Source organism: Nocardioides sp. Kera G14 (assembly GCF_020715565.1).
Classification (GTDB): Bacteria; Actinomycetota; Actinomycetes; order Propionibacteriales; family Nocardioidaceae; genus Nocardioides.
The window spans coordinates 89,044-110,663 of sequence record NZ_CP085839.1; the positions used below are offsets into that span (position 1 = coordinate 89,044).

Sequence of the window (21,620 nt, forward strand, 5' to 3'; positions counted from 1 at the left end):
ACAAGTTCACCGTGCCGGGTCTGCATCCGCCGAGCGCCGGCAACAGCCCGCGCGGAACGTGAGGCCATGGACAAGGAACTTCTCACCGAAAGCCTCGTCCTGGTCGATGGCCAGGAAGAGGCGCTGACGCCCCGCTTCTACGAGATCCTCTTCACGCGCTACCCCCAGGTGCGTCCGATGTTCTCTGCTGACATCGCCCCGCAGGCCAAGATGCTTCGCAGCGCCGTGCTCGCGGTCCTCGACAACCTCGACGACTCCGTCTGGCTCACCGACACCCTCGGTGCCCTCGGTGCGAAACACTCCGGCTGGGGCGTCACGCCCCCGATGTACGACGCCGTCGCCGAGTGCATGATCGCCGCCATGGAGGAGCTCGGTGGCTCGGCGTGGACGCCGGCGATGACCGCGGAGTGGACCGGTGCCCTCGGCGCCGTCGCCTCGCTCATGCTGGCCGGCGCCGAAGGCGTCGCCGAGCCGGATGCCGAAGGTGTCGCCTGACGTGCGTGCCGTCGTCGACTCCAAGGGCAGCCTGCTCGGGCTGCTCTGCCTCAAGCGGCACCACCGCGGGTTCTGCAGTGACGCCGACGTCGCGCAACGCCGCGCGGCTCAGTGCCAGGTGAAGAGCTTGACCTCGCCGGTGTCGGGGTCGTCGTAGCCGGTCAGCACGCGGGGGAGGGCGACGGCGGTGTTGTCGGGCTCCTCCTCGACCGGCTGGGGAGCTGAGGAGGAGATCAGCGTCGTGGGCATCGGCGGCGTGACGGGTCGCTTCTCGGTGACGGCGGCTCGGTAGGCGTGGCAGATGTAGGGCAGGCGCATGCCGCCGGTGCCACGGCCGTAGTCGTTGTACAGGCTCTCGACCTGGCTGCGGACCGCAGCGCGGTCCTCGTCCGTGGCGGTGGCCTGGGCCGAACGGCTCAGGGCGAGGGAGACGAGCATCTCCTTGTCGACCTCGTGCCAGAAGTTGAAGGTCTCGTGCAGGGTGCCGGCGAAGTAGCCCGACTCCTCGAGCAGCTCCGACGGGTCGTCGTGAGCCGTGTTGCCGATGATCGTGGCGAACTTCCGCACCCAGGGGATCGAGCGGTCGAACTCGTTCCAGGCGAGCGCGAGATGGCCGCCGGAGCGCAGCACGCGAGCGATCTCCGGCAGCGCACGCTCGAGGTCGAACCAGTGGAACGCCTGGGCCGCCATGACGACATCGACGGACTGGTCGGGCACGGGGAGCTGCTCGGCGACGGCCTTGGTCGCGCGTACGTCGGGCAGGTGGGCGGACAGGCGGTCGAGCATCGCGTCGTCGGGGTCGGTCGCGAAGACGTGATAGCGCTGCTCGACCAGGGCGCGGGTGAGCTTGCCCGTGCCGGCGCCGAGCTCGAGCACGGAGACGAACTCGGTGCCGGGGCGACCGACGAGCCAGGTCACCGCGTCGGCGGGATAGTCGGGTCGGCCGTGGTCGTAGGCGTCGGCGACCGAACCGAACGAGCGCGCGGGGTCAGCCATGTGGATCAGGTTAGCCTTGCGCACCGTGACTGATCCGCTGGCGCGACTCGTGTCTCTCGAGGGAGTGGCGAGTGCGTACGCCGCCACCCGTGACGGCATCGACGTGATGCTTCGGGACCGTGGCCTGCGGAGGACGACGCCCGAGCAGACGGCCGAGTCGCTGCTGCGCGGAGCGCAGGCGTCCGCGGCCCTCGAGGACTCCGAGTCGACGCTGGACGAGGTGCGTGACGGGGCTGGTGATGCGGTGGCCCGCGATGCCGTCAGGGTGTCGACGGAACTGCTCGCCCTGGTGCCGGTGCTCAGGACCGCGCCGTTGCAGGCCTTCGCGCGCCTGCACGCCCTGGCCGCCAAGGGCACGCTCGCCGACGAGGAGCTCGGCCGGCCACGCTCCGCCGAGGCGGCAGGACGACTCCGCGGTCTCTCAGAGCTCCTGCTCGCCCCGACCACGGCACCGGCGCTCGTCGTCGCCGCGATCGTCCACGCCGACCTCATGACGGTCGCGCCCTTCGGCTCCCACAACGGGCTCGTCGCCCGCGCGGCTGAGCGGCTCGTCATGGTCGCCCGTGGCGTCGACGAGAAGTCGCTCACCGTGCCGGAGGCGGGCCATCTGACGCATCGGGCGGAGTATGAGAGCAACCTCCGGGGCTATGCGAGCGGTGGCCAGGCCGGCATACACGCGTGGCTGCTCTATGGCGCCGAGGCGTTCGCGGCAGGGGCCGAGGCGAGCCCGCTCAGAGCCTGAGAGCACGAGGTCCCGAAATGAGCCGGTGGCACCCGGCTCATGAGCCGGGTGCCACCTTCACTTCACGCGTCCATCGGGTTACCAAGCGTGCACTTGTCCTATTGCTGCTGTGCAGTTGTCTGTCCGCATCGCCGCAGCGTCCTCAAAGAAGGAACGATCACCGCGTGGGTACCTGACCGCGTGTGGCCTGTTGACTTTTCTGTCTGCAGGAACAGGTCTACGCCTCTGCGCGGGGGAGAACAAGGGTTGATCTTCCCCTTGCGGCGGAGGAAGGTGGATGGGTTGCCCCGACCGGGTCCATCAGGCGCCTATGCGCCGCCGGCGGGCGTTGGCCCAGAGCACTCCGCCGGCCACGACCACGCCGCCGACGGCGAGCGCCGCGAGGGTCGGCTTGGCGGGCGGCATCGGCAGGGTGGAGCGCAGTGCGACCGGCTTGGTGAAGACGAGGATCGGCCAGCCCTTCTCGTTCGCGATCCGGCGCAGCTCCTTGTCGGGGTTGACCGCGAAGGGATGCCCGACCTCCTCGAGCATGGCGAGATCGGTCATCGAGTCGGAGTAGGCGAAGGACTCTGCGAGGTCGTATCCGTTCGTCTCCGCAAGGGCCCGGATGGCGGTGGCCTTGTTCTCGGCGTACGCGTAGAAGGTGATCTCACCGGTGTAGCGGCCGTGCTCGTCGATGCCCACGCGGGTGGCGATGACGTGGTCGGCGCCGAGCATCTCGCCGATCGGCTCGACGACCTCGGTGCCGGAGGCGGAGACGATGACGACGTCGCGGCCGGCCGCCTTGTGGTCCTCGATCAGCTGCACGGCCTCGTCGTAGACGAGCGGGTCGACGATGTGGTGGAGCGTCTCGGCGACGATCTCCGTGACGGTGGCGACGTCCCAGCCGGTCACCAGCTCACTCATGAACTGGCGCATCTCCTCCATCTTGTCGTGGTCGGCACCGCCCAGGACGTACATGAACTGGGTGTAGGCACTGCGCAGGAGGGCGCTCCGGCTGATCAGGCCACCGGCCTGGAAGGGGCGTGAGAACGCGAGCGTGCTCGACTTGGCGATGATCGTCTTGTCGAGGTCGAAGAACGCTGCTCCGGGTGCGTTGCCCACATCAGCATCGTAAGGGGCCGGCGCTTCTCCACAGCCGGGACTTCGGTCACGGTTATCCCCAACGTTCGGGTGAGGCCCGGCAACCGATCGGTGGACCCCGGGAGTCTTCCGGCCATGACCGGACAGGCCCTTCTCGTCACCCGCGACTCCTCCCTGCGTGAGGAGCTCACGCGCCTCGCCGCTGCGGCCGGCGCGCCCGTCGTCTCTGCGCCGGACAGTGGCGCCGCGTTGCGGGCCTGGGGCGCGGCCGGCTTGGTGCTGGTCGGTGGTGACCTCGCCTCGGAGGTCGCGGCGGCTGCTCCGCCGCGTCGCTCGCGGGTTGGTCTGGTGACGTGGGGCGCCCAGCCCGACGGGCTCTTCCGTGCTGCCGTCGACCTCGGTGCCGAGAGCGTCATCGAGCTCCCCGAGGGCGCCGGGTGGCTGACGGAGCTGATGGGCGACCTCGGTGAGGACCGACCGGCGCGGGGTCTCGTCCTCGGTGTGGTGGGCGGCTCCGGCGGGGTGGGTGCGACCACGGTGGCGTGCGCTCTGGGGCAGATGGCCGGACGGCCGTCGGCGGTCGTGGACCTCGATCCGCTGGGGCCCGGCCTGGACCGTGTGCTCGGCATGGAGGAGCTCGGCGGGATCCGGTGGGCCGATCTGGGCACGAGCAGCGGTCGCCTCAACGCCCGCGCGCTGCGCGAGGCGATGCCGCATCGCGACGGGCTGGCGGTGCTGACCTTCCGCGGTACCGAAGGGGGCGTGGACCGGGTCGCCGTGCGTGAGTGCCTCGCGGCCGTACGCCGGGGCCACGACACCGTCGTCATCGACCTGCCTCGCACAGGAGGTGAGATGTGGGACGAGGTGGTGCCTCGGTGTGGCGTGGTGCTCGTCGTGGTGGAGCCCACGGTGACCGGTGTGGCCTCGGCCTCGCGTGTGGTCGCTGCTCTGCCCGATCGGGGCCGGGCGCGGCTGGTCGTCCGGTCCGGCGGAATCTCGCCGGACGCCGTGGCGCGGGCGCTGGATGTCTCGTGCGTGGCCGTGCTGCCGACGTACAAACGGGTCGGCGAGTCGATCGACCTGGGCTTCGGGCCGGTCCGCTCACGCAGCGAGCGGATCGCCCGGGCGATGCGGGGGATCCTCAGCGAGGTCGCGGCGTGAGCGTCTCCGCAGTCGGGCGGGAGCTCGCCGCCGAGGTGATCGACGAGGTGCGCAACTGGCTGGCGCGCTCGCCCGGAGAGCTGACGCCACACCGGGTGGCTGCGGCGCTGCGTGCCTCGGGACGTCCCGTCGGCGATGCCACGGTGCTGATGGTCTACGAGGAGCTGCGTCGCGAGATCGTCGGCGCCGGTGTGCTGGAGCCGCTGCTGCGACTCCCGGGCGTCACGGACGTGCTGGTCAACGGACCCGACGCCGTGTACGTCGACCGCGGCTCCGGCCTCGAGGAGACCGAGGTCGTGTTGCCGGACGAGGCTGCCGTGCGCAGGCTCGCCCAGCGTCTTGCGGCTGGGGCTGGTCGCCGGCTCGATGATGCGTCTCCGTACGTCGACGTGCGACTGGGTGACGGGACTCGGCTCCATGCCGTCCTGTCTCCCCTGGCCCGTCCGGGGACGGTGATCTCGCTGCGCGTCCCGTCGCGTCGTGCCTTGCCACTGTCGTCGTCGGTGCCGGCCGCGCTGATGCCGGTGGTCTCGGCGCTGGTCTCGCGGCGCCTCGCCTTCCTCGTGAGCGGGGGCACGGGGTCGGGGAAGACGACGCTGCTGTCCTCCATGCTCGGGTTGGTTCCCGCCTCGGAGCGGCTCGTGATCGTGGAGGATGCCTCGGAGCTACGGCCGGTGCACCCCCATGTCGTCGGGCTCGAGGCTCGGCCGGCGAACATCGAGGGTGCCGGACTCGTCACCGTGCAGACCCTGGTCCGGCAGGCGCTGCGGATGCGTCCTGATCGCCTGGTGATCGGCGAAGTGCGCGGAGCGGAGATCGTCGACCTGCTCGCCTCGCTGAACACCGGACACGAGGGCGGCTGCGGGACGCTGCACGCCAACTCGGCCCTGGAGGTGCCGGCGCGGGTCGAGGCTCTGGCCTTGGCCGCCGGTCTCGGGCGGGAGGCGGCGCACTCGCAACTGGCCGCCGGGCTCGACGTCGTGCTGCACGTCTCGCGAGCGACGCGGCAGGTGTCGCAGGTGGCCGTGCCGGTGCGCGGTCGTGACGGACTGGTGGCGATGTCGCTGGCTCTCTCCGTCGGCGACGACGGGGGCGTGGTCGAGGGGGCCGGCTCCGGCGTGCTGGCCGAGGTGCTGGAGCGATGAGCCCTGCTCTCCTGGTGGCGGTGGTCGCGGCAGCCTGTGCCGGCGCGCTGCTCGTGCGGGTTCCGGTGGCGGTCGGGCTCGGCACCGTCACTCGTACGGGTCCTGGTTCAGGACGGTTCAGGCTGTGGCTCGTCGTGCCCGTCGGAGCCTTCGCGTTGGTGGTCGCGCCACGCGTGGGTGTCCTCGTGGTGCTCGGTGCTGCCGTCGTGCTGGTGGGGTGGCGGATGCTCGGACGACGCCGTGAGGCGCGTCTGGCCGCGGTCACGTCGGCGCGTCTCATCGAGTCGTGCGAGCAGCTGGCCGGCGAGTTGGCGTCGGGGCAGCCTCCTGCGAGCGCCCTTGCCCGGGTGGCACGCGAATGGCCCGTCCTGCAGGAGGTCGCCGAGGCGGAGCGGGTGGGTGGCGACGTACCGACCGTGTTGCGGGCGCTCGGTGCCTCCGTCCCCGGCGCGAGCAGGCTCCGCGTGGTCGCGGCGGCCTGGCAGGTGGCGGCGCACACCGGGCAGGGGCTGGCCGAGGCACTGGATGCCGTGGCCGTCGACCTCCGTGAGGAGGCCCGGACCAGGCGGGTCGTCGACGGGGAGCTCGCCTCGGCACGCGCCACGGCTCGGCTGGTCGCGGGGTTGCCGGTCGCGGCCCTGCTGGTGGGGTCGGGAGTCGGCGGGAGCCCGTGGCACTTCCTGTTCGGCACGCCCGTGGGGTTGATGTGTCTCGCCGGTGGTCTGGCGCTCGGCGGGCTGGGTGTGTGGTGGATCGAGGCGATCGCGCGAGGGGTGTCGGGATGAGCATCCTCACGGTGGCTCTCCTGGCTGGCTCCGCTGCAGCACTGGTGCCACCGGTGGGACCGTCGTCGGCCCTCGCTACCCCGACCTGTCCCACCGTAGACGCGGCGCGGGCGGACGACCCCACGGCCTCCTCCTGGATGGTGCGGTTCCGGCTGGGTCTCAGCGGCGCCGCCGGGGTCGGTGTCTGGGTGTTCTTCGGGGGACCGGTCGGCACGGTGCTGGCGCTGCTCGGGGCTGTGGCGTGCTGGGTCTTCATCGGGCGGGCGGAGCCGGAGTCGGTGCGGCGTCGCCGGGCGGAGGTGCGGGCGGATCTGCCGGTGCTGGTGCGGCTGATCGCGAGTGGACTGCGGTCCGGTCTGGCGGCGAGTGACGCGGCGCTGGCGGCTGCCGCTGCGCTTCCGGGTGCTGCCGGTTCGACTCTTGGGACGTTGCTCGCTCCGCTGAGGCTCGGTGGTGATCCGGCGGAGGTGTGGCGGCGGATGAGTGTCGAGCCAGGGCTGGCACCGCTGGGGCGCTCGCTGTTGCGGGCCCATGAGTCGGGCTCGTCGGTCGCTGCGGTGATCGACCGGCTCGCGGACGAGCTGGCCCGCGAGGCCCGGGGAGACGTCGAGGACCAGGCGCGTCGTGTGGGGGTGAAGGCCGCCGTACCGCTCGGTGTGTGCCTGCTCCCCGCGTTCCTCCTCCTCGGGATCGTGCCGGTCGTCGGTGGACTGATCGGCTCACTCGGGCTCTGAGCCCGCAGGGATGTCCGGGCGCATCGGGCGGCCGGGGAGAAGGAGAGAAGCATGAAGAGGATCACCGAACGCGGCATCACCACGGCGGAGTATGCCGTCGGGACGGCCGCAGGAGCCGGCCTGGCGGGGCTGCTGTTCAAGATGCTGACAGGCGGCTTCGGTGACGAGCTGCTGCAGAAGCTCTACAACCACGTGCTGTCGCTGCTGGGGCTGTGAGCCGCCCGAGGATGCGAGGGGTGAGGGGAGCGGCCACCGCCGAGCTGGTGGTGGCCCTTCCCGTCCTCGTCGCGCTCACGATCGCGATGGCGTGGTTCGTCTCGCTGGGGCTGGCGCAGGTGCGCGTGGTCGATGCGGCGCGGGAGACGGCCCGTGCCCTCGCCCGCGGTGACGACCGCGCCGCCGCCGTCGCTCGCGGCCGCGACGTCGGACCGGACGGCACGACACTCTCCGTCTCCGGGGGATCCGACGTGCGGGTGACGGCCAGTGCCCGGGTCAGTGGGCCCGGAGGTGTGCTCCGCCTCGTCGCCATCACCCTGCACGCCACCGCGGTCGCCGCCCATGAGGAGTAGCGCTCGGGGATCGGCGGTGCCGATGGTGGTGGCCTGCGTCGGCGTACTGACCCTGCTCGGGGCGGCCTGTGCGGTCTGTGCGGCCCTCGTGGTGGACCATCGTCGGGCCCAGTCGGCCGCCGACCTCGCGGCGCTCGCCGGCGCTCACGCCCTGAGCAGGGGAGAGGACGCCTGTGCTGTGGCGGCCGGGCTCGCGTCAGCCAACGGCTCCCGGCTCCTCACCTGCGCCGTGTCGGCGACGGACGTGCGGATCAGCGTCGAGGTCGCCGGGCCGCACTGGCTCGGGCAGTACGCCGACGTCGCGGCCGTGTCACGTGCCGGGTGGACCTGACGCCGCCCACTCGGGCTCAGTCGTCGTCGTTGGCCTCGCGCTCGAACTGCTTGGCCATGACGGAGTACTGCTTGCGCTCCTTGCGGCGGCGCCACCCCAGGGCGGCTCCCCAGCGGGTGAAGCTCAGGCCGACGAGGATCAGGAGGGCCGCGATGATGCCGGCGATGAAGACTCCGTTGGTCCCGATGTGCAGGCCGAGCAGAGTGGCGGTGCCGTTGTCCGCGTGGCCACCGGTGAAGAGGCCGATCACCACGAGCAGCGCACCGAGCAGGACCATGACGAGGCCGAGAGCGAGCATGTCTCGACCCTAGTAGGCGGAGAGCAGCGCGCGCAGCAGTCGAGCGGCCCCGGCTTTGTCGAGCGGGTTGTTGCCGTTGCCGCACTTGGGGGACTGGATGCAGGACGGGCAGCCCTCGTCACACTCGCACGCCTCGATCGTCTCGAGGGTCGCGCCGAGCCACTCGCGGGCGGCGCGGAAGCCGCGCTCGGCGAAGCCCGCGCCCCCGGGCTGGCCGTCGTACACGAAGACGGTGAGCTGGCCGGTGTCGGGATGGACGGCGGTGGAGACGCCGCCGATGTCCCAGCGGTCACACGTCGCGAAGAGCGGGAGGAGGCCGATCGAGCAGTGTTCGGCGGCATGCGCCGAGCCGGGCAGGTCGGCCTGCTCGAGGCCGGCCGCCTCCAGCACGCCCTCCGGCACCGTCCACCACACCGCGGATGTCCGCAGCGTCCGCACCGGCAGGTCCAGCGGTTCCTCGCCGATGATCTCGCCGCTCGGCACCCGTCGCTTCAGGAAGGAGACGACCTGGTGCGACACGTCGACGTCGCCCCACGACAGCCGACAGTCGCTCCATCCCTGGTGCTCGCGCTCGGCGACGATGCTGATCTCGGTGACCTCGCGTGCCGTGGTGGAGTACGGCGGCGACGCCTGCTCCATCACCGCGACCCGATCTCCGAGGTCCAGGGACGAGACCACCCACGTCTCTCCCATGTGCACGTAGACGGCGCCCGTGTGGGCGGTCGAGTGCGCCCGGCCGATGTCGACCGTCCCCACGACGCGACCCGACGAGCCCTCGATGAGCTGGACGTTGCCCCCGTCGGTGCCGCGGATGTCGACCAGGTCCGCGGCGCGGCGGTGGTCGGTCCAGAACCAGCCGCGGGGCCGGTGCCGCAGCACTCCTGCCGCCGTGAGTTGCGCGAGCACATCGGGGGTCGTCGACCCGAAGAGCTCGAAGTCCACCGTCGTGATCGGCAGCTCCTGCGCCGCCGCACACAGGTGTGGTCCGAGGACATAGGGATTCGAGGGATCGAAGACGGTCGCCTCGACCGGCTGTCCCAGCAGCGCCTCGGGGTGGGTGACGAGGTAGGTGTCGAGTGGGTCGTCCCGCGCGACGAGGATGCCGAGCGCGTCCTGCGCTCCCCGCCCGGCGCGGCCGACCTGTTGCCACAGCGCCGCGCGCGTGCCGGGATAGCCCGCGATGAGCACGGCGTCCAGGCCGGTCACGTCGATGCCCAGCTCGAGGGCGTTGGTCGCAGCCACGCCCCACAGCGCACCCGACCGGATCGCCTGCTCGATCTCGCGTCGCTCCTCCGGCAGGTAGCCGCCGCGATAGGCCGCGACCCGCGAGGGCAGGGCCGGGTCGACCTCCGCCAGGTGCTGTTGTGCCGTCAGTGCGACCTGCTCGACCCCGACCCGCGAACGCACGAAGGCCAACGTGCGCACGCCGGAGACCACGAGGTCGGTCAGCAGGTCGGCCGTCTCGGAGGAGGCTGCCCGTCGCAGCGGCGCACCGTTCTCGCCGGCGAACGCCGTCAGCGGTGGCTGCCACAGTCCGAGCGTCAACCGGCCTCGCGGCGATCCGTCACGGGTCACCGGGACGACGTCGAGGCCGGTCAGGCGTCGGCCCGTCACCTCGGGCTCGGCCACCGTCGCGGACGCCAGGATGAAGGTCGGCGAGGCACCGTACGACGCGGCGACCCGCCTCAGCCGGCGCAGCACGTGGGCGACGTGGGCACCGAAGACACCGCGGTAGTGGTGGCACTCGTCGATCACCACATAACTGAGCGAACGCCAGAAGGACGCCCACCGCGTGTGTCCCGGCAGCATCGAGCGGTGGAGCATGTCGGGATTGGTCAGCACGTACTCCCCGAAGGCCCGCGTCCACTCGCGCTGCTCACGCGACGCGTCCCCGTCATGCGTCGTCACCCGTACGTCGACCCCGAGTGCCTCGACACGGGCGAGCTGGTCCTGCGCGAGTGCCTTCGTCGGTGCGATGTAGAGGACCGTCGCACCCCGTTGGCCGCGCTCGCCCCGGGCCTCGAGGATCCGGCTGAGGGCAGGCAACTGGTAGGCGAGCGATTTGCCCGACGCCGTACCGGTGGAGAGCGCGACGTGGGCACCCGAGACCGCAGCGTCCGCGGCGACGACCTGATGACGCCACGGTCGCTCGATCCCTCGCGCCCGGAAGGCCTCGATGACGGTGGGCGAGGCCCACCCGGGCCAGTCGACGACATCGGCCTCGCGAGGGGGCAGATGCTCCAGATGGGTGAGCCGGCCCTCGCGACCGGGCGCAGTGCTGAGCCGGTTCACCAGCTCTGCCACTGAACTCACGCCGGCATGGTTACATAGGACCGTGGATCTCAGTCTCTCGACCTCCGAACTCTCCGGAGCCACCGTGGTGGCCGTCGGCGGTGAGATCGACGTCTACACGGCACCGCGCCTGCGCGACAAGCTGACTGAGCTCGTCGACGGCGGTGCCTACCGTCTGGTCGTCGATCTCGAGGCCGTCGACTTCCTCGACTCGACCGGTCTGGGCGTGCTCGTCGGCGGGCTCAAGAAGGTCCGCGCGCACGACGGAAGCCTCAAGATCGTCTGCACCAACGAGCGACTGCTGAAGATCTTCCGCATCACCGGGCTGTCGAAGGTCTTCGACATCGTCCCCACGCCGGCCGCCGCGGTCTGACCCGTCGGCCGACCCTGCCGGGTCACTAGGCTGGCTCTGTGTCAGACCTTCCCCGCCGCCTCCGTGACGCGCTGCTCGACGCCGGATTCACCTACGACGCCGTCGCCGAGCAGCTCGGGCCACAGGCCCACGCGGCGCTCGGTCGCAACGAGACGGTGCCGGGGCGCCAGCGCACGCAGGGCCGGAGCCCGCTCGAGACGCTGATCCGGCTCTTCCTGCTGCAGGTGCCGGTCGACCTGAGCGCGGCCGAGGCCGCACTGCCGGGGCTCGTCGACGAGCTCGCCACGAACGGTCTCGTCGAGCAGTCGATCGGCGAGGTCGCCGCGCGCATGGACGTGCGGCCGTACGCGACCGATGACCAACATCTCTGGGTCGTCTCCGACCTCACCCCCGGCCTCGACGGAGCCCCTCAGAACGTCGGTGCCAACTACGTCCTCGGCATCAGTCCGGCCTCGACCTCACTGGCCCAGCTGACCATCCGCCACGAGGTCGGCCGCAGCCTCGACCTCGGCACCGGCTGTGGGGTCCAGGCCCTTCACCTGGCGCAGCACTCGGGCACCGTGGTCGCGACGGACGTCAATACGCGCGCCCTCTGGATGACCTCCTTCAACGCCGAGCTCAACGAGGTCGCGGACCGGGTCGACGTACGCAACGGGTCGTTCTTCGAGCCGGTGGCGGGCGAGACCTTCGACCTGGTGGCCACCAACCCGCCGTTCGTCATCTCGCCCGCCACCGGTGAGCGACTCGTCTACCGCGACTCCGGCCTGCCCGGCGACCGTGTCGTCGAGGACATCGTCCGCGCGGCACCCGACCTGCTCAACGAGGGCGGCTGGTGCCAGATCCTCGCCAACTGGGTGATCAGCAAGGACCGGCCGTGGGATGAGCGCCTCGCGACCTGGCTCACGGACGAGACGGACAGCCTCATCGTCCAGCGCGAGATCCTCGAGCCGTCGGCGTACGTCGAGCTCTGGCTCAAGGACGCCGGCCACCACCCCGCCAACGGCGGGTCACTCACCGACTACCTCTTCCGCTACGACACCTGGCTGACCTGGATGGAGAACCAGGGCATCGAGGGCATCGGCTTCGGCTGGATCAACCTGCACCGGACCGGTGCCGGCAATGCGAAGCGCGAGCTGCTCGAGTGGCCGTACGACGTCGAGCAGCCGATCGCGCCGGCCATCGCCGCGTGGGGCGAGGCCGTCCGGGCCGACGTCACGCTGGACTCCCGGCTGGTCGCACCCGACGACCTCGTCCAGGAGACCGTCGGGGCCCCGGGCGCCGAGGACCCCGGCGCGATCCTGCTGCGCCAGCAGCGCGGACTCCGCCGCGCCCACCAGGCCGACACCGTGACGGCCGCCCTGGTCGGCGCCTGCGACGGCGATCTCTCCCTCGGCCAGATCCTCGACGCGGTCAGCTCACTCCTGGAGCGCGACGTCGCCGGGACCCGGGAGACCTATCTCCAGGTCGCCCGGGACCTCGTCGACCAGGGCTTCCTCACCGTCGCCTGAGGCTCGGGCCGCTCTCTCACGCCGCCACCTCGGCGGCGGGCAGCGGCCACGGCTCCGTGCCGGCGGCCTGGAGGGCACGCTCACGCACCTCGAGCAGCCGCGACCGGGTGTGGGCGGTGAGTAACCCGGGCTGGCCCAACGGTGTGAGGGCGTCCGCCGGCCGCTCCATCGACGGCCACCGCCAGGTCGGTCGGTCGCCGTCGGCCCAGGAGTATGCGCTCCGAAGGGCCGTGCGGATCTTCTGCCCCACCGGGCTGGCCGCCGCGTCGGAGCCGAGGAACTCGCGCACCGTCTTCTCCGTCAGCGCGGTGGTCGGGTGCAGCAGCCCGTTGGCCTTGGCGACGGTCCAGACCACGCCGAGGGCCGTCCGGACAGCCCGCTCGGCCGTGAGCACCGCAGAACGACGCTCGGCGAGCAGGACCAGTGCCCGTCGCAGGGCGAGGTGGACCTCGCCCCCGCTACCGCCGAAGAAGCGCTCGGCGGCCGCGTCGAGCAGCTCAGCCACGGCTAGATACCGCTCCAGCTCCGCCTGCTCGAGCCCGCCGGGCAGCCCGGGGAGCGGCCCGGACAGCGGAGCCGCGGTCAGCGTGAGGACTGCCTGACGGCCGCCGCAGTGGGCGTCGAGCCAGTTCATCGCGGCCACCCAGTCGGGCGGATCGATCCGGGCGGGGGTGTCCAGCACTCGGCGCTGCGCCGAGAGCACGTCGTACATCAGATCGCGGCACTCGGGGCAGAGATGAACGGTGCCCGCAGGCTCGCCGTAGTCGTACATCAGGGTCCTCCAGTCAACATGGAGGTCGTCGTCCCAGACCTACTCCAGCACGAGGTGCCGACAGAACCGCATGTACCGTTCCGTCCGTGGCACACAAGTTGGTGATCGTCGAGTCCCCGGCGAAAGCACGCACGATCGGCGGCTATCTCGGGGACGGCTTCGTCGTGGAGTCGTCGATCGGCCACATCCGCGACCTCCCGCAGTCGGCCGCGGATACCCCGGCGAAGATCAAGGACAAGCCGTGGGGCCGCCTCGGCGTCGACACGGAGAACGGCTTCGAGCCCTACTACGTCGTCCCCCGGGACAAGAAGAGCCACATCACCAAGCTCAAGGGCCTGCTGAAGGACGCCGACGAGCTCTACCTCGCCACCGATGAGGACCGCGAGGGTGAGGCCATCGCGTGGCACCTCCTCGACGAGCTCAAGCCGAAGAACATCCCCGTGAAGCGGATGGTCTTCCACGAGATCACGAAGTCGGCGATCCAGGAGGCCGCGGCCAACACCCGGGAGATCAACAACGACCTCGTCGAGGCGCAGGAGACGCGACGCATCCTCGACCGCCTCTACGGCTATGAGGTCAGCCCGGTCCTGTGGCGCAAGGTCATGTCCGGCCTCAGCGCCGGTCGCGTGCAGTCCGTGGCCACGCGACTCGTCGTCGACCGCGAGCGGTCGCGGATGTCCTTCAAGGTCGCCTCCTACTGGGACCTCGAGGGCACCTTCGACGCCGGCAGCAAGGCCGAGCAGGGCACCCGGATGTTCCCGGCCAAGCTGCACTCGATCGACGACAAGCGCGTCGCCGGCGGCTCCCACTTCAACCATGACGGCCAGCTCACCGGCAACGTCGTTCACCTCGATCGTCGTCGTGCCGAGGCCCTCGTCACCGCCCTCGCAGACACCAGCTTCGAGGTCCGCTCGGTCGAGTCGAAGCCCTACCGCCGCAGTCCGTATGCGCCGTTCCGCACCACCACCCTCCAGCAGGAGGCGAGCCGCAAGCTCGGCATGAGCAGCTCGGTGACGATGTCCGTCGCCCAGCGGCTCTACGAGAACGGCTTCATCACCTACATGCGTACGGACTCCACGAGTCTGTCGGACACCGCGATCACCGCCGCACGCCGCCAGGTTCAGGAGCTGTACGGCGCCGACTACCTGCCCGACGCCCCGCGGGTCTACGCGTCCAAGGTCAAGAACGCCCAGGAGGCGCACGAGGCCATCCGCCCGTCGGGCGACACCTTCCGCACCCCTGCACAGACCGGCCTGACCGGCGACCAGTTCCGCCTCTACGAGCTGATCTGGATGCGCACCGTCGCCTCCCAGATGAAGGACGCCGTCGGCAACACGGTCTCGATCCGCCTCGGCGGCCCGGCGAGCACCGGCGAGGATGTCGTCTTCGGCACCTCGGGCCGTGTCATCACCTTCCACGGCTTCCTCAAGGCGTACGTCGAGGGCACGGACTCCGCCGACTCCGAGAAGGACGACGCCGAGACCCGGCTGCCGAACCTCACCCAGGGCGACGCCGTGAGCGCGGCGAGCCTGAGCGCCAACGGCCACGAGACGAAGCCTCCGGCGCGCTACACCGAGGCGACCCTGATCAAGGAGCTCGAGGAGCGCGAGATCGGTCGCCCGTCGACGTACGCCTCGATCATCAGCACCATCATCAACCGCGGCTACGTCTTCAAGAAGGGCACCGCGTTGGTGCCCGCCTGGATCGCCTTCTCGGCGACCCGGCTGCTCGAGGAGTACTTCGACCGGTTCATCGACTACGACTTCACCGCGAGCATGGAGCGGGTCCTCGACGAGATCGCGAACGGCAACGCGACCCGTGAGAGCGAGCTCGGCGAGTTCTACTTCGGCTCCGACCGCCAGGGCGGCCTGAAGCCGCTGGTCGACGGCCTCGGCGACATCGACGCCCGCGAGAACGCCACGTTCCCGATCGGTGGCGAGGAGTCGGGCATCCAGCTGCGCGTCGGCAAGTTCGGCCCCTACCTCGAGGGCCCGGACGACGACGGCACGCCGCTCGGCAAGCGCGCCAACGTGCCCGACGACCTGCCGCCCGACGAGCTGACGGTCGACAAGGCCAAGGAGCTCCTGGCCAACCCGACCGGCGTCGACATCGAGCTCGGCAACCACCCCGAGTCCGGCCTGCCGATCGTCGCGAAGGCCGGCCGCTACGGCCCTTACGTCACCGAGGTGCTCCCCGAGGACGCGCCCAAGAGCGCCAAGCCGCGGACCGCCAGCCTCTTCAAGAACCAGACGCTCGAGTCGATCACCCTCGACGACGCGGTCAAGCTGCTGACCCTGCCCCGCATCGTCGGCGTGGCCGAGGACGGCGAGGAGATCACCGCGCAGAACGGCCGCTACGGGCCCTACCTCAAGAAGGGCTCGGACTCCCGCACGTTGGCGTCGGAGGAGCAGCTCCTCACCATCACGCTGCCGGAGGCCCTGGCGATCTACGCCCAGCCGAAGGCCCGCGGGCGTGCCGCTGCTGCCGCGCCGCTCAAGGAGTTCGGCAACGACCCCGTCTCCGGTCAGCCGATCGTCGCGAAGTCCGGCCGCTTCGGCGACTACGTCACCGACGGTGAGTACAACGCCACCCTCCGCAAGGACGACGACCTCGCCACCATGACGCTCGAGCGCGCGGCCGAGCTGCTCGCCGAGCGGCGGGCCAAGGGTCCGGCGAAGAAGGCTGCCAAGAAGGGCGCCAAGAAGACGGCCACCAAGAAGACGGCTGCGAAGAAGAGCACCGCCAAGAAGACGACGGCCAAGAAGGCCGCCTCCAAGAAGGCATGAGTACGCCGGCTTCCCAGCCTTCAGCGACCGTCCTCACCCGATCCGAGGGCACCAGCTGGACGCTCATGACGTGGCGCGCCGCGGACGCGTCAGCACCGCTGCTCTTCCTCCACCCGGCGATGGGCATGCCGGCGACGTACTACCACCGCTTCGGTGAGCAGGCGGCGAAGGCCGGCTTCCACGTCGCCCTCACCGAGCTCCGCGGCCATGAGGCCGAAGGTGGCCGGATCCCCAGCCACCGCTACGACTTCGGCTACCAGGACATGGTCGACGACCTGTCGGTGGCGATGGACGAGGCGCAGCGCCAGTTCCCGGACGTGCCTGTGGTGCTGCTCGGCCACTCGATGGGCGGGCAGGTCGGCACCGCGTATGTCGCCTCGCACCCGGGGCGGGTCGCCGGCCTCATCCTGATCGGGGCCGGGACACCGTACTGGAAGGCCTTCGGCCGGTGGATGCTCGGCGGCGCCCCGCTCGCCGTGCTGATGGGACAGGTGCTCGGTCACTTCCCGGGCGAGCGGTTCAAGTTCGCCGGGCGCGAGTCCAAGGGGTTGATCCGTGACTGGGCGAAGCTCGCCCTGACCAACCGGCTGACCGGTGCCACGCGCGCACAGCTCGACGCTTCCTCGCTTCCGGTGCTGGCCTTCACCATCGCCGGCGACAGCCTGGCCCCGGACGAGTCGGTGCAGGGGCTCGTCGCCCAACTGCCCGCCGCTGAGGTCGACTGGCAGCACCTCGACATCGAGGGCATCGACCACTTCAAGTGGGCCCGTCGCCCCGACTCCGTGCTGCCACAGATCACCGCCTGGGCCGGCGCCCTCGTCGGCGACCCCGCGTAGGGTCTGGCGCATGGCTTCTCCCGGCGTCTACACCGAGACGGGCGTCTTCGTCTGTTTCGAGGGCGGCGAGGGGTCCGGGAAGTCGACCCAGTCGACGCTGCTGGCCGAGGCGCTGATCGGGCTGGGCTTCACGCCGCTCCTGACCCGCGAGCCGGGCGGGACGCCGGTCGGCCAGACGATCCGTGAGATCGTCCTCTCGCCCTCCACCGGGGCGCTGGCCGACAAGACCGAGGCCCTCCTCTACGCCGCCGACAAGGCCGAGCACATCGAGACCCTCGTCCTCCCCGCCCTGCAGCGCGGCGAGGTCGTCATCATGGACAGGTACGTCGACAGCACCCTCGCCTACCAGGGCGCAGGTCGCACGCTGCCGGTCGACGAGGTCGAGCAGGTGGCCCGCTGGGCCACCGGAGACCTCCGCCCGCATCTCACGGTCGTGCTCGACCTCGAGCCGTCCGCCGGACTGGACCGGTTCGAGGGCCGCGACCGGATCGAGGGCGAGTCGCTGGAGTTCCACCAGCGGGTCCGCGAGGCCTTCGTCGCGATGGCGTCGGCGTCACCGGAGCACTACGTCGTGATCGACGCCCGCGCACCGATCGACGAGATCCACCGCGAGATCCTCGCCCGCGTCATGCCCCTCCTGACCCAGGCGGTCCACAGCTGATGACGGCACTGTCTCGTCCCTCGCGCACCGCCATCCGGGCCTCGCTCGCTGGCGCTCGCTCGTGTCCTCCGGCGGTGGCTTCGTGACGGTCTGGGACAGCCTCGTCGGCCAGAAGCACGTGATCGGAACCCTCGCCGGCGCGGCGGACGGCAAGGGCATGACGCAGTCATGGCTCTTCACCGGCCCACCGGGCTCCGGCCGCTCCAACGCGGCCGTGGCCTTCGCGGCCGCACTGCAGTGCCCGAACAACGGCTGCGGGGCGTGCCACGAGTGCCACACCGTGCTGGCCGGCTCCCACGCCGACGTCAGCCTGATCCGCACCGAGAAGCTCTCCATCGGCGTCGACGAGGTCCGCGACCTGGTTCGCCGCAGTGCCCTCGCGCCGGCCCGAGGACGGTGGCAGATTCTCATCGTCGAGGACGCCGACCGCCTCACCGAGCAGGCCAACAACGCCCTGCTCAAGGCGATCGAGGAGCCCAACGACCGCACGGTCTGGATCCTCTGCGCGCCGACGGTCGAGGATCTGCTGCCCACCATCAGGTCACGCTGCCGGCTCGTCACGCTCAGCACGCCGACCACGGCCGAGGTCGCCACCTTCCTCGCAACCCACGATGGCATCAACCCGGCTCTCGCGGACTACGCGGCCCGCGCCAGCCAGGGCCACATCGGCCGCGCGCGTGCGCTCGCCCGTGACGAGGCCACCCGCAACCGCCGCCGTGACGTCGTCGCGATCCCGACCAAGCTGCGTAACCTCGGCGCCTGCATGCGCGCGGCGAGCGAGATGGTCGAGCTCGCCAAGGAGGAGGCCGACGCGATCACCTCCGAGCTCGACGCACGCGAGCGGGCCGACCTCGACGCCGGTTACGGCGTGGTCGACAGAGGACGACGGCCTCGTGAGTACGCCCCCGCGCTCAGGCGCCTCGAGGAGGGGCAGAAGACCCGCGCCAAGCGTCGCGTCCTCGACGTGATCGACCGCGGTCTCATGGACCTCGTGAGCGTCTACCGGGATGCGATTGCGGTCGCCGCCGGCGTACCGACGAAGCTGGTCAACGAGGAGATGCGGGGCGAGGTGGAGGCGCTCGCCGGGTCTGCGAGCCCCGAGCTCAACCTCCAGCGGATCAACGCCGTCTTCGCCGCCCGCGAGCAGATGCTCGAGTTCAACGTCCCGCCGGCCCTCGCGCTGGAGTCACTGATGGTCGCCCTGCGCGACACCGCCAGCGCAGAAGGAGCAATCGTATGAGCGCTATGTCCAAGGGCAACAGGATCATGGTCTGGGTGCTCATCGCGGCCCTCGTCCTCGGCGGGCTCGGCGCGATCATCGCGCAGGTGGTCAGCAACACCCACGACGACACGAGCAGCACGGCCACCGAGGGGAGCGTGCCGTCGGCGTCGGCGTCGGCGTCGGCGACGCCCGACCCCGGGTCAAGCGTTGCCCCCGACCCGGACCTCGCGAAGTTCTACGGGCAGAAGCCGGACTGGACGTCGTGCCGCAAGAGCTTCCAGTGCGCCACCATCGAGGTGCCGCTCGACTACACCCACCCGGACGGTGAGTCGATCAAGCTCGCACTGCTCAAGGTGCCGGCCAGCGGCAAGCGCGTCGGCTCGCTCGTCGTCAATCCCGGTGGCCCCGGCGCGCCCGGCACGGACTACGCGGCGCAGTACGAGGACGCGTTCGGCAGCCCGCTCCACAAGAGCTTCGACATCGTCGGCTTCGACCCGCGCGGCACCGGTGACAGTGCGCCGATCGATTGCCTGTCCGATGACCAGCTCAACGCGTACATCGACCTCGACCCCGACCCCGACACGGCCGCTGAGGAGGCCGAGTCGTTCAAGGTCGGTCAGGAGTTCGGCAAGGGCTGCGTCGCCAAGTCCGGCGAGCTCGCCGCCCACGTCTCCACCGAGGAGGCCGCACGCGACATGGACGTGCTCCGCTCGGCCCTGGGCGAGTCCAAGCTGACCTACTTCGGCGCCTCCTACGGCACCAAGCTCGGCGCGACGTACGCCGACCTCTTCCCCTCCAACGTGGGTCGCTTCGTCCTCGACGGGGCCATCGACCCCTCGCTCCCGGCTGCCGAGATGAACATCGAGCAGGCCAAGGGCTTCCAGACCGCCCTCGACGCGTACGTCGACAACTGCCTCTCCACGTCGAAGAGCTGCTTCCTCGGTTCGACCCGCGAGGCCGGCGAGAAGCGGATCTCCGACCTGCTCGCGTCGCTCGACTCGAAGCCGTTGCCGACGTCCACCGGGGAGAAGGTCACGGAGGGCGAGGCGTTCCTCGGCATCGCGCTGCCGCTCTACTCGCGCGACTACTGGGTCTACCTGAGCCAGGCGCTCAAGGAGGCCTTCGGCGGCTCGGGCGACACGCTCCTGCTCCTCGCCGACGCCTACGCCAGCCGCGAGGGCGACCACTTCACCGACAACTCGATGGAGGCGATCTTCGCGATCAACTGCCTCGACGACTCGTGGGCGCTCCACACGGCGGCCGAGGTGAAGGCCGTGACGCCCCAGTTCCTGGCGGCCTCGCCGACCTTCGGGCGTGCCTTCGCCTGGATGGACACCGCCTGCGCCGGCTCTCAAGAGAAGACCGACAACGTGCCGCACGAGTTGCACGCCAAGGGCGCCGCCCCGATCCTCGTCATCGGCACGACGCGGGACCCGGCCACGCCGCTGCAGTGGGCCAAGGCGCTGGCCTCCCAGCTCGACTCCGGAGTGTTGTTGACCCGCGACGGTGACGGCCACACCGGTTACAACGCCGGCAACGACTGCGTCGACTCCGCCGTCGAGGACTACCTCATCAAGGATGTCGTCCCCAAGGACAACACCTCCTGCTGATCCTCGCCGAGTCCGGGGTTTCCTGACTCCGAGTCGGGGGTTGCCTGCCGTTTTCGTCGTCCAGCCGGTCGTCGCTATGCTTTCCCGCGTTGTCGTCGTCCCGTACGTCGACAGCACGCCGCCTTAGCTCAGTCGGTAGAGCACTTCACTCGTAATGAAGATGTCGTCAGTTCGATTCTGACAGGCGGCTCCGACACAGAACGGCCCCGGATCTTCGGGGCCGTTGCTGTCTCCGGCGATCGCTAGGTTGGGACAGTGGCGGAGCGGAAGCAGTTCAACACCTCGATCACCGAGACGGCGCGGGGTCAGCTCGCGCGTCTGGCCGAGGAGCGTGGAGTGTCGCGGGACAGGCTCGTCGAGGAGCTCCTGAAGGATTACGCCGACGGGGCGCCGACGACGCAGCCCGAGGACTGGGTCCGCGTCCCGTTCCGGATCGACGGCGACGTACTTGAGGCGGCGCAGGCCGAGGCGAAGCGGCGCGGGGAGAAGCTCTCCGAGGCGCTGCGTCAGCGGATCGCCGCCGTCTTCGGCGACACCGGCTGAGCCGCGACAGGACGAGGACGGCGCCGCCACCACGGACGCGAGAGCAGTGCCGCGACGCAGGCGCCGGTGGTGTTGAGGATGACGTCGTCGACGGAGGTGACACGGTCGAGGCGCAGGACGTACTGAGCCGTCTCGATCAGCGCCGAGCATCCTGCCGCGAGACCGAGGACGCGCGGAAGCGTCGAGACGGATGACCAACGGATCGGTGCGAAGAAGCCCAGCGCGGCAAGGAGGAGCAGGTTGCCGACGATCTCCACCGGCCCCGTCGTCACCATGTCCTGGAACGGCACGAAGCTGGTCCTGCCCGCCACCTCGCCGGCGTGACTGCCGGGCTTCATCGTGAGCACCAGCGAGGGCAGCGTCCCATGGATCATGGCGACGTCGGCGACCGCCGTCCGCCAGCCACGCCGGTGCCATGCCAGGAGGGCGATCGCGAGCAGCGACACCGGCACCGCGAGGAGAGCCAGCTCCACCACGCCCGTGGAGGTCCCGAGCCAGTAGTGCCACCGTTCGAGACGCGGCATCGTCGACGGGATCGTCTCGCAGGCGACGAATCCGAGCGCTTCCGCAGCCAGCAGGACGAGGACGAGAAGTGTGGTGCGTTGGTTCATGCACCAAAGCCTTGAGAGGCCTGCGTTGCCACGGCGTATCCGATTTTCGATACACCCGCGATAGGTC

The 21,620-nt window shown here is 70.6% G+C and carries 23 protein-coding genes and 1 tRNA gene; 18 read left to right on the forward strand and 6 right to left on the reverse strand.

Annotated features, from left to right (window positions below):
- Positions 1–66 precede the first annotated feature (66 nt).
- A complete protein-coding gene (locus LH076_RS00435) occupies positions 67–495 on the forward strand; it encodes a globin domain-containing protein (protein ID WP_227782006.1) in 429 nt (142 codons plus the stop codon).
- Positions 496–603: 108 nt separating this feature from the next.
- Here LH076_RS00435 and LH076_RS00440 read toward each other — a convergent pair whose 3' ends face one another.
- Entirely contained in the window at positions 604–1,491 is an 888-nt protein-coding gene (locus LH076_RS00440; protein WP_227782007.1) for a class I SAM-dependent methyltransferase, read from the reverse strand.
- A 25-nt stretch (positions 1,492–1,516) separates the two neighbouring features.
- On the opposite strand from LH076_RS00440, the gene LH076_RS00445 reads away from it, so the two are divergent.
- Positions 1,517–2,233, forward strand: a complete 717-nt coding sequence (locus LH076_RS00445) for an oxidoreductase (RefSeq protein ID WP_227782008.1) — start codon at positions 1,517–1,519, stop codon at positions 2,231–2,233.
- Positions 2,234–2,533: 300 nt separating this feature from the next.
- Here LH076_RS00445 and LH076_RS00450 read toward each other — a convergent pair whose 3' ends face one another.
- Entirely contained in the window at positions 2,534–3,337 is an 804-nt protein-coding gene (locus LH076_RS00450; protein ID WP_227782009.1) for an HAD family hydrolase, read from the reverse strand.
- A 114-nt stretch (positions 3,338–3,451) separates the two neighbouring features.
- On the opposite strand from LH076_RS00450, the gene ssd reads away from it, so the two are divergent.
- The 7 genes from ssd to LH076_RS00485 are packed head-to-tail and all read left to right on the forward strand — an operon-like array spanning position 3,452 to position 8,041.
- Positions 3,452–4,477 carry a septum site-determining protein Ssd gene (gene ssd, locus LH076_RS00455; RefSeq protein ID WP_227782010.1) on the forward strand — a complete coding sequence of 342 codons (1,026 nt, stop codon included), beginning with the start codon at positions 3,452–3,454 and terminating at the stop codon, positions 4,475–4,477.
- Entirely contained in the window at positions 4,474–5,622 is a 1,149-nt protein-coding gene (locus LH076_RS00460) for a TadA family conjugal transfer-associated ATPase (RefSeq protein ID WP_227782011.1), read from the forward strand. The genes ssd and LH076_RS00460 overlap by 4 nt, the downstream gene beginning before the upstream one ends.
- Positions 5,619–6,407, forward strand: coding sequence for a type II secretion system F family protein (locus LH076_RS00465; protein WP_227782012.1), 789 nt, complete (start codon positions 5,619–5,621; stop codon positions 6,405–6,407). The genes LH076_RS00460 and LH076_RS00465 overlap by 4 nt, the downstream gene beginning before the upstream one ends.
- Positions 6,404–7,141, forward strand: a complete 738-nt coding sequence (locus tag LH076_RS00470; RefSeq protein ID WP_227782013.1) for a type II secretion system F family protein — start codon at positions 6,404–6,406, stop codon at positions 7,139–7,141. The genes LH076_RS00465 and LH076_RS00470 overlap by 4 nt, the downstream gene beginning before the upstream one ends.
- Before the next feature lie 51 nt (positions 7,142–7,192).
- Positions 7,193–7,357 carry a DUF4244 domain-containing protein gene (locus LH076_RS00475; RefSeq protein ID WP_227782014.1) on the forward strand — a complete coding sequence of 55 codons (165 nt, stop codon included), beginning with the start codon at positions 7,193–7,195 and terminating at the stop codon, positions 7,355–7,357.
- 11 nt (positions 7,358–7,368) lie between these two features.
- Positions 7,369–7,710: a TadE family type IV pilus minor pilin gene (locus tag LH076_RS00480; RefSeq protein ID WP_415753305.1), complete on the forward strand. Its 342-nt coding sequence runs from the start codon at positions 7,369–7,371 to the stop codon at positions 7,708–7,710.
- 16 nt (positions 7,711–7,726) lie between these two features.
- A complete protein-coding gene (locus tag LH076_RS00485; protein WP_265333826.1) occupies positions 7,727–8,041 on the forward strand; it encodes an Rv3654c family TadE-like protein in 315 nt (104 codons plus the stop codon).
- A 16-nt stretch (positions 8,042–8,057) separates the two neighbouring features.
- Here LH076_RS00485 and LH076_RS00490 read toward each other — a convergent pair whose 3' ends face one another.
- Positions 8,058–8,339 carry a hypothetical protein gene (locus LH076_RS00490; protein WP_227782017.1) on the reverse strand — a complete coding sequence of 94 codons (282 nt, stop codon included), beginning with the start codon at positions 8,337–8,339 and terminating at the stop codon, positions 8,058–8,060.
- Positions 8,340–8,348: 9 nt separating this feature from the next.
- Positions 8,349–10,652, reverse strand: a complete 2,304-nt coding sequence (locus LH076_RS00495) for a DEAD/DEAH box helicase (RefSeq protein WP_321573722.1) — start codon at positions 10,650–10,652, stop codon at positions 8,349–8,351.
- A 22-nt stretch (positions 10,653–10,674) separates the two neighbouring features.
- On the opposite strand from LH076_RS00495, the gene LH076_RS00500 reads away from it, so the two are divergent.
- A complete protein-coding gene (locus LH076_RS00500; RefSeq protein WP_227782018.1) occupies positions 10,675–11,004 on the forward strand; it encodes an STAS domain-containing protein in 330 nt (109 codons plus the stop codon).
- Positions 11,005–11,042: 38 nt separating this feature from the next.
- On the forward strand, positions 11,043–12,512 hold the full coding sequence (locus LH076_RS00505) for a methyltransferase (protein ID WP_227782019.1): 1,470 nt from the start codon (positions 11,043–11,045) through the stop codon (positions 12,510–12,512).
- A gap of 16 nt (positions 12,513–12,528) precedes the next feature.
- Here LH076_RS00505 and LH076_RS00510 read toward each other — a convergent pair whose 3' ends face one another.
- Positions 12,529–13,284 (reverse strand): hypothetical protein, encoded by a 756-nt coding sequence (locus LH076_RS00510; RefSeq protein ID WP_227782020.1) that lies wholly within the window; start codon positions 13,282–13,284, stop codon positions 12,529–12,531.
- An 86-nt stretch (positions 13,285–13,370) separates the two neighbouring features.
- On the opposite strand from LH076_RS00510, the gene topA reads away from it, so the two are divergent.
- The 7 genes from topA (at position 13,371) to LH076_RS00545 (ending at position 20,942) form a co-directional block, all read left to right on the forward strand.
- Positions 13,371–16,070, forward strand: coding sequence for a type I DNA topoisomerase (gene topA / locus LH076_RS00515; RefSeq protein WP_227782021.1), 2,700 nt, complete (start codon positions 13,371–13,373; stop codon positions 16,068–16,070).
- Positions 16,067–16,906, forward strand: coding sequence for an alpha/beta fold hydrolase (locus LH076_RS00520; protein ID WP_227782022.1), 840 nt, complete (start codon positions 16,067–16,069; stop codon positions 16,904–16,906). Before topA ends, LH076_RS00520 begins: the two co-directional genes overlap by 4 nt.
- A gap of 10 nt (positions 16,907–16,916) precedes the next feature.
- Positions 16,917–17,567 (forward strand): dTMP kinase, encoded by a 651-nt coding sequence (tmk, locus tag LH076_RS00525; RefSeq protein WP_227782023.1) that lies wholly within the window; start codon positions 16,917–16,919, stop codon positions 17,565–17,567.
- Between the two features lie 82 nt (positions 17,568–17,649).
- Entirely contained in the window at positions 17,650–18,807 is a 1,158-nt protein-coding gene (locus tag LH076_RS00530; protein ID WP_227782024.1) for a DNA polymerase III subunit delta', read from the forward strand.
- A complete protein-coding gene (locus LH076_RS00535) occupies positions 18,804–20,399 on the forward strand; it encodes an alpha/beta hydrolase (RefSeq protein WP_227782025.1) in 1,596 nt (531 codons plus the stop codon). The genes LH076_RS00530 and LH076_RS00535 overlap by 4 nt, the downstream gene beginning before the upstream one ends.
- Positions 20,400–20,516: 117 nt before the next feature.
- A tRNA-Thr gene (locus LH076_RS00540) sits at positions 20,517–20,589 on the forward strand.
- A 65-nt stretch (positions 20,590–20,654) separates the two neighbouring features.
- Positions 20,655–20,942, forward strand: a complete 288-nt coding sequence (locus tag LH076_RS00545) for a hypothetical protein (RefSeq protein WP_227782026.1) — start codon at positions 20,655–20,657, stop codon at positions 20,940–20,942.
- Here LH076_RS00545 and LH076_RS00550 read toward each other — a convergent pair.
- Entirely contained in the window at positions 20,906–21,553 is a 648-nt protein-coding gene (locus LH076_RS00550) for a VanZ family protein (RefSeq protein ID WP_227782027.1), read from the reverse strand. The two genes, LH076_RS00545 and LH076_RS00550, sit on opposite strands and share 37 nt — an antisense overlap.
- Positions 21,554–21,620 lie beyond the last annotated feature (67 nt).

What these genes read in the sequence shown, in the direction of transcription:
- LH076_RS00435 (WP_227782006.1), top strand. Translation starts at nt 67, where the DNA reads ATGGACAAGGAACTTCTCACCGAAAGCCTCGTCCTGGTCGATGGCCAG.
- LH076_RS00440 (WP_227782007.1), bottom strand. Translation starts at nt 1,491, where the DNA reads ATGGCTGACCCCGCGCGCTCGTTCGGTTCGGTCGCCGACGCCTACGAC.
- ssd (WP_227782010.1), top strand. Translation starts at nt 3,452, where the DNA reads ATGACCGGACAGGCCCTTCTCGTCACCCGCGACTCCTCCCTGCGTGAG.
- LH076_RS00465 (WP_227782012.1), top strand. Translation starts at nt 5,619, where the DNA reads ATGAGCCCTGCTCTCCTGGTGGCGGTGGTCGCGGCAGCCTGTGCCGGC.
- LH076_RS00470 (WP_227782013.1), top strand. Translation starts at nt 6,404, where the DNA reads ATGAGCATCCTCACGGTGGCTCTCCTGGCTGGCTCCGCTGCAGCACTG.
- LH076_RS00475 (WP_227782014.1), top strand. Translation starts at nt 7,193, where the DNA reads ATGAAGAGGATCACCGAACGCGGCATCACCACGGCGGAGTATGCCGTC.
- LH076_RS00480 (WP_415753305.1), top strand. Translation starts at nt 7,369, where the DNA reads ATGCGAGGGGTGAGGGGAGCGGCCACCGCCGAGCTGGTGGTGGCCCTT.
- LH076_RS00490 (WP_227782017.1), bottom strand. Translation starts at nt 8,339, where the DNA reads ATGCTCGCTCTCGGCCTCGTCATGGTCCTGCTCGGTGCGCTGCTCGTG.
- LH076_RS00510 (WP_227782020.1), bottom strand. Translation starts at nt 13,284, where the DNA reads ATGTACGACTACGGCGAGCCTGCGGGCACCGTTCATCTCTGCCCCGAG.
- LH076_RS00520 (WP_227782022.1), top strand. Translation starts at nt 16,067, where the DNA reads ATGAGTACGCCGGCTTCCCAGCCTTCAGCGACCGTCCTCACCCGATCC.
- tmk (WP_227782023.1), top strand. Translation starts at nt 16,917, where the DNA reads ATGGCTTCTCCCGGCGTCTACACCGAGACGGGCGTCTTCGTCTGTTTC.
- LH076_RS00535 (WP_227782025.1), top strand. Translation starts at nt 18,804, where the DNA reads ATGAGCGCTATGTCCAAGGGCAACAGGATCATGGTCTGGGTGCTCATC.
- LH076_RS00550 (WP_227782027.1), bottom strand. Translation starts at nt 21,553, where the DNA reads ATGAACCAACGCACCACACTTCTCGTCCTCGTCCTGCTGGCTGCGGAA.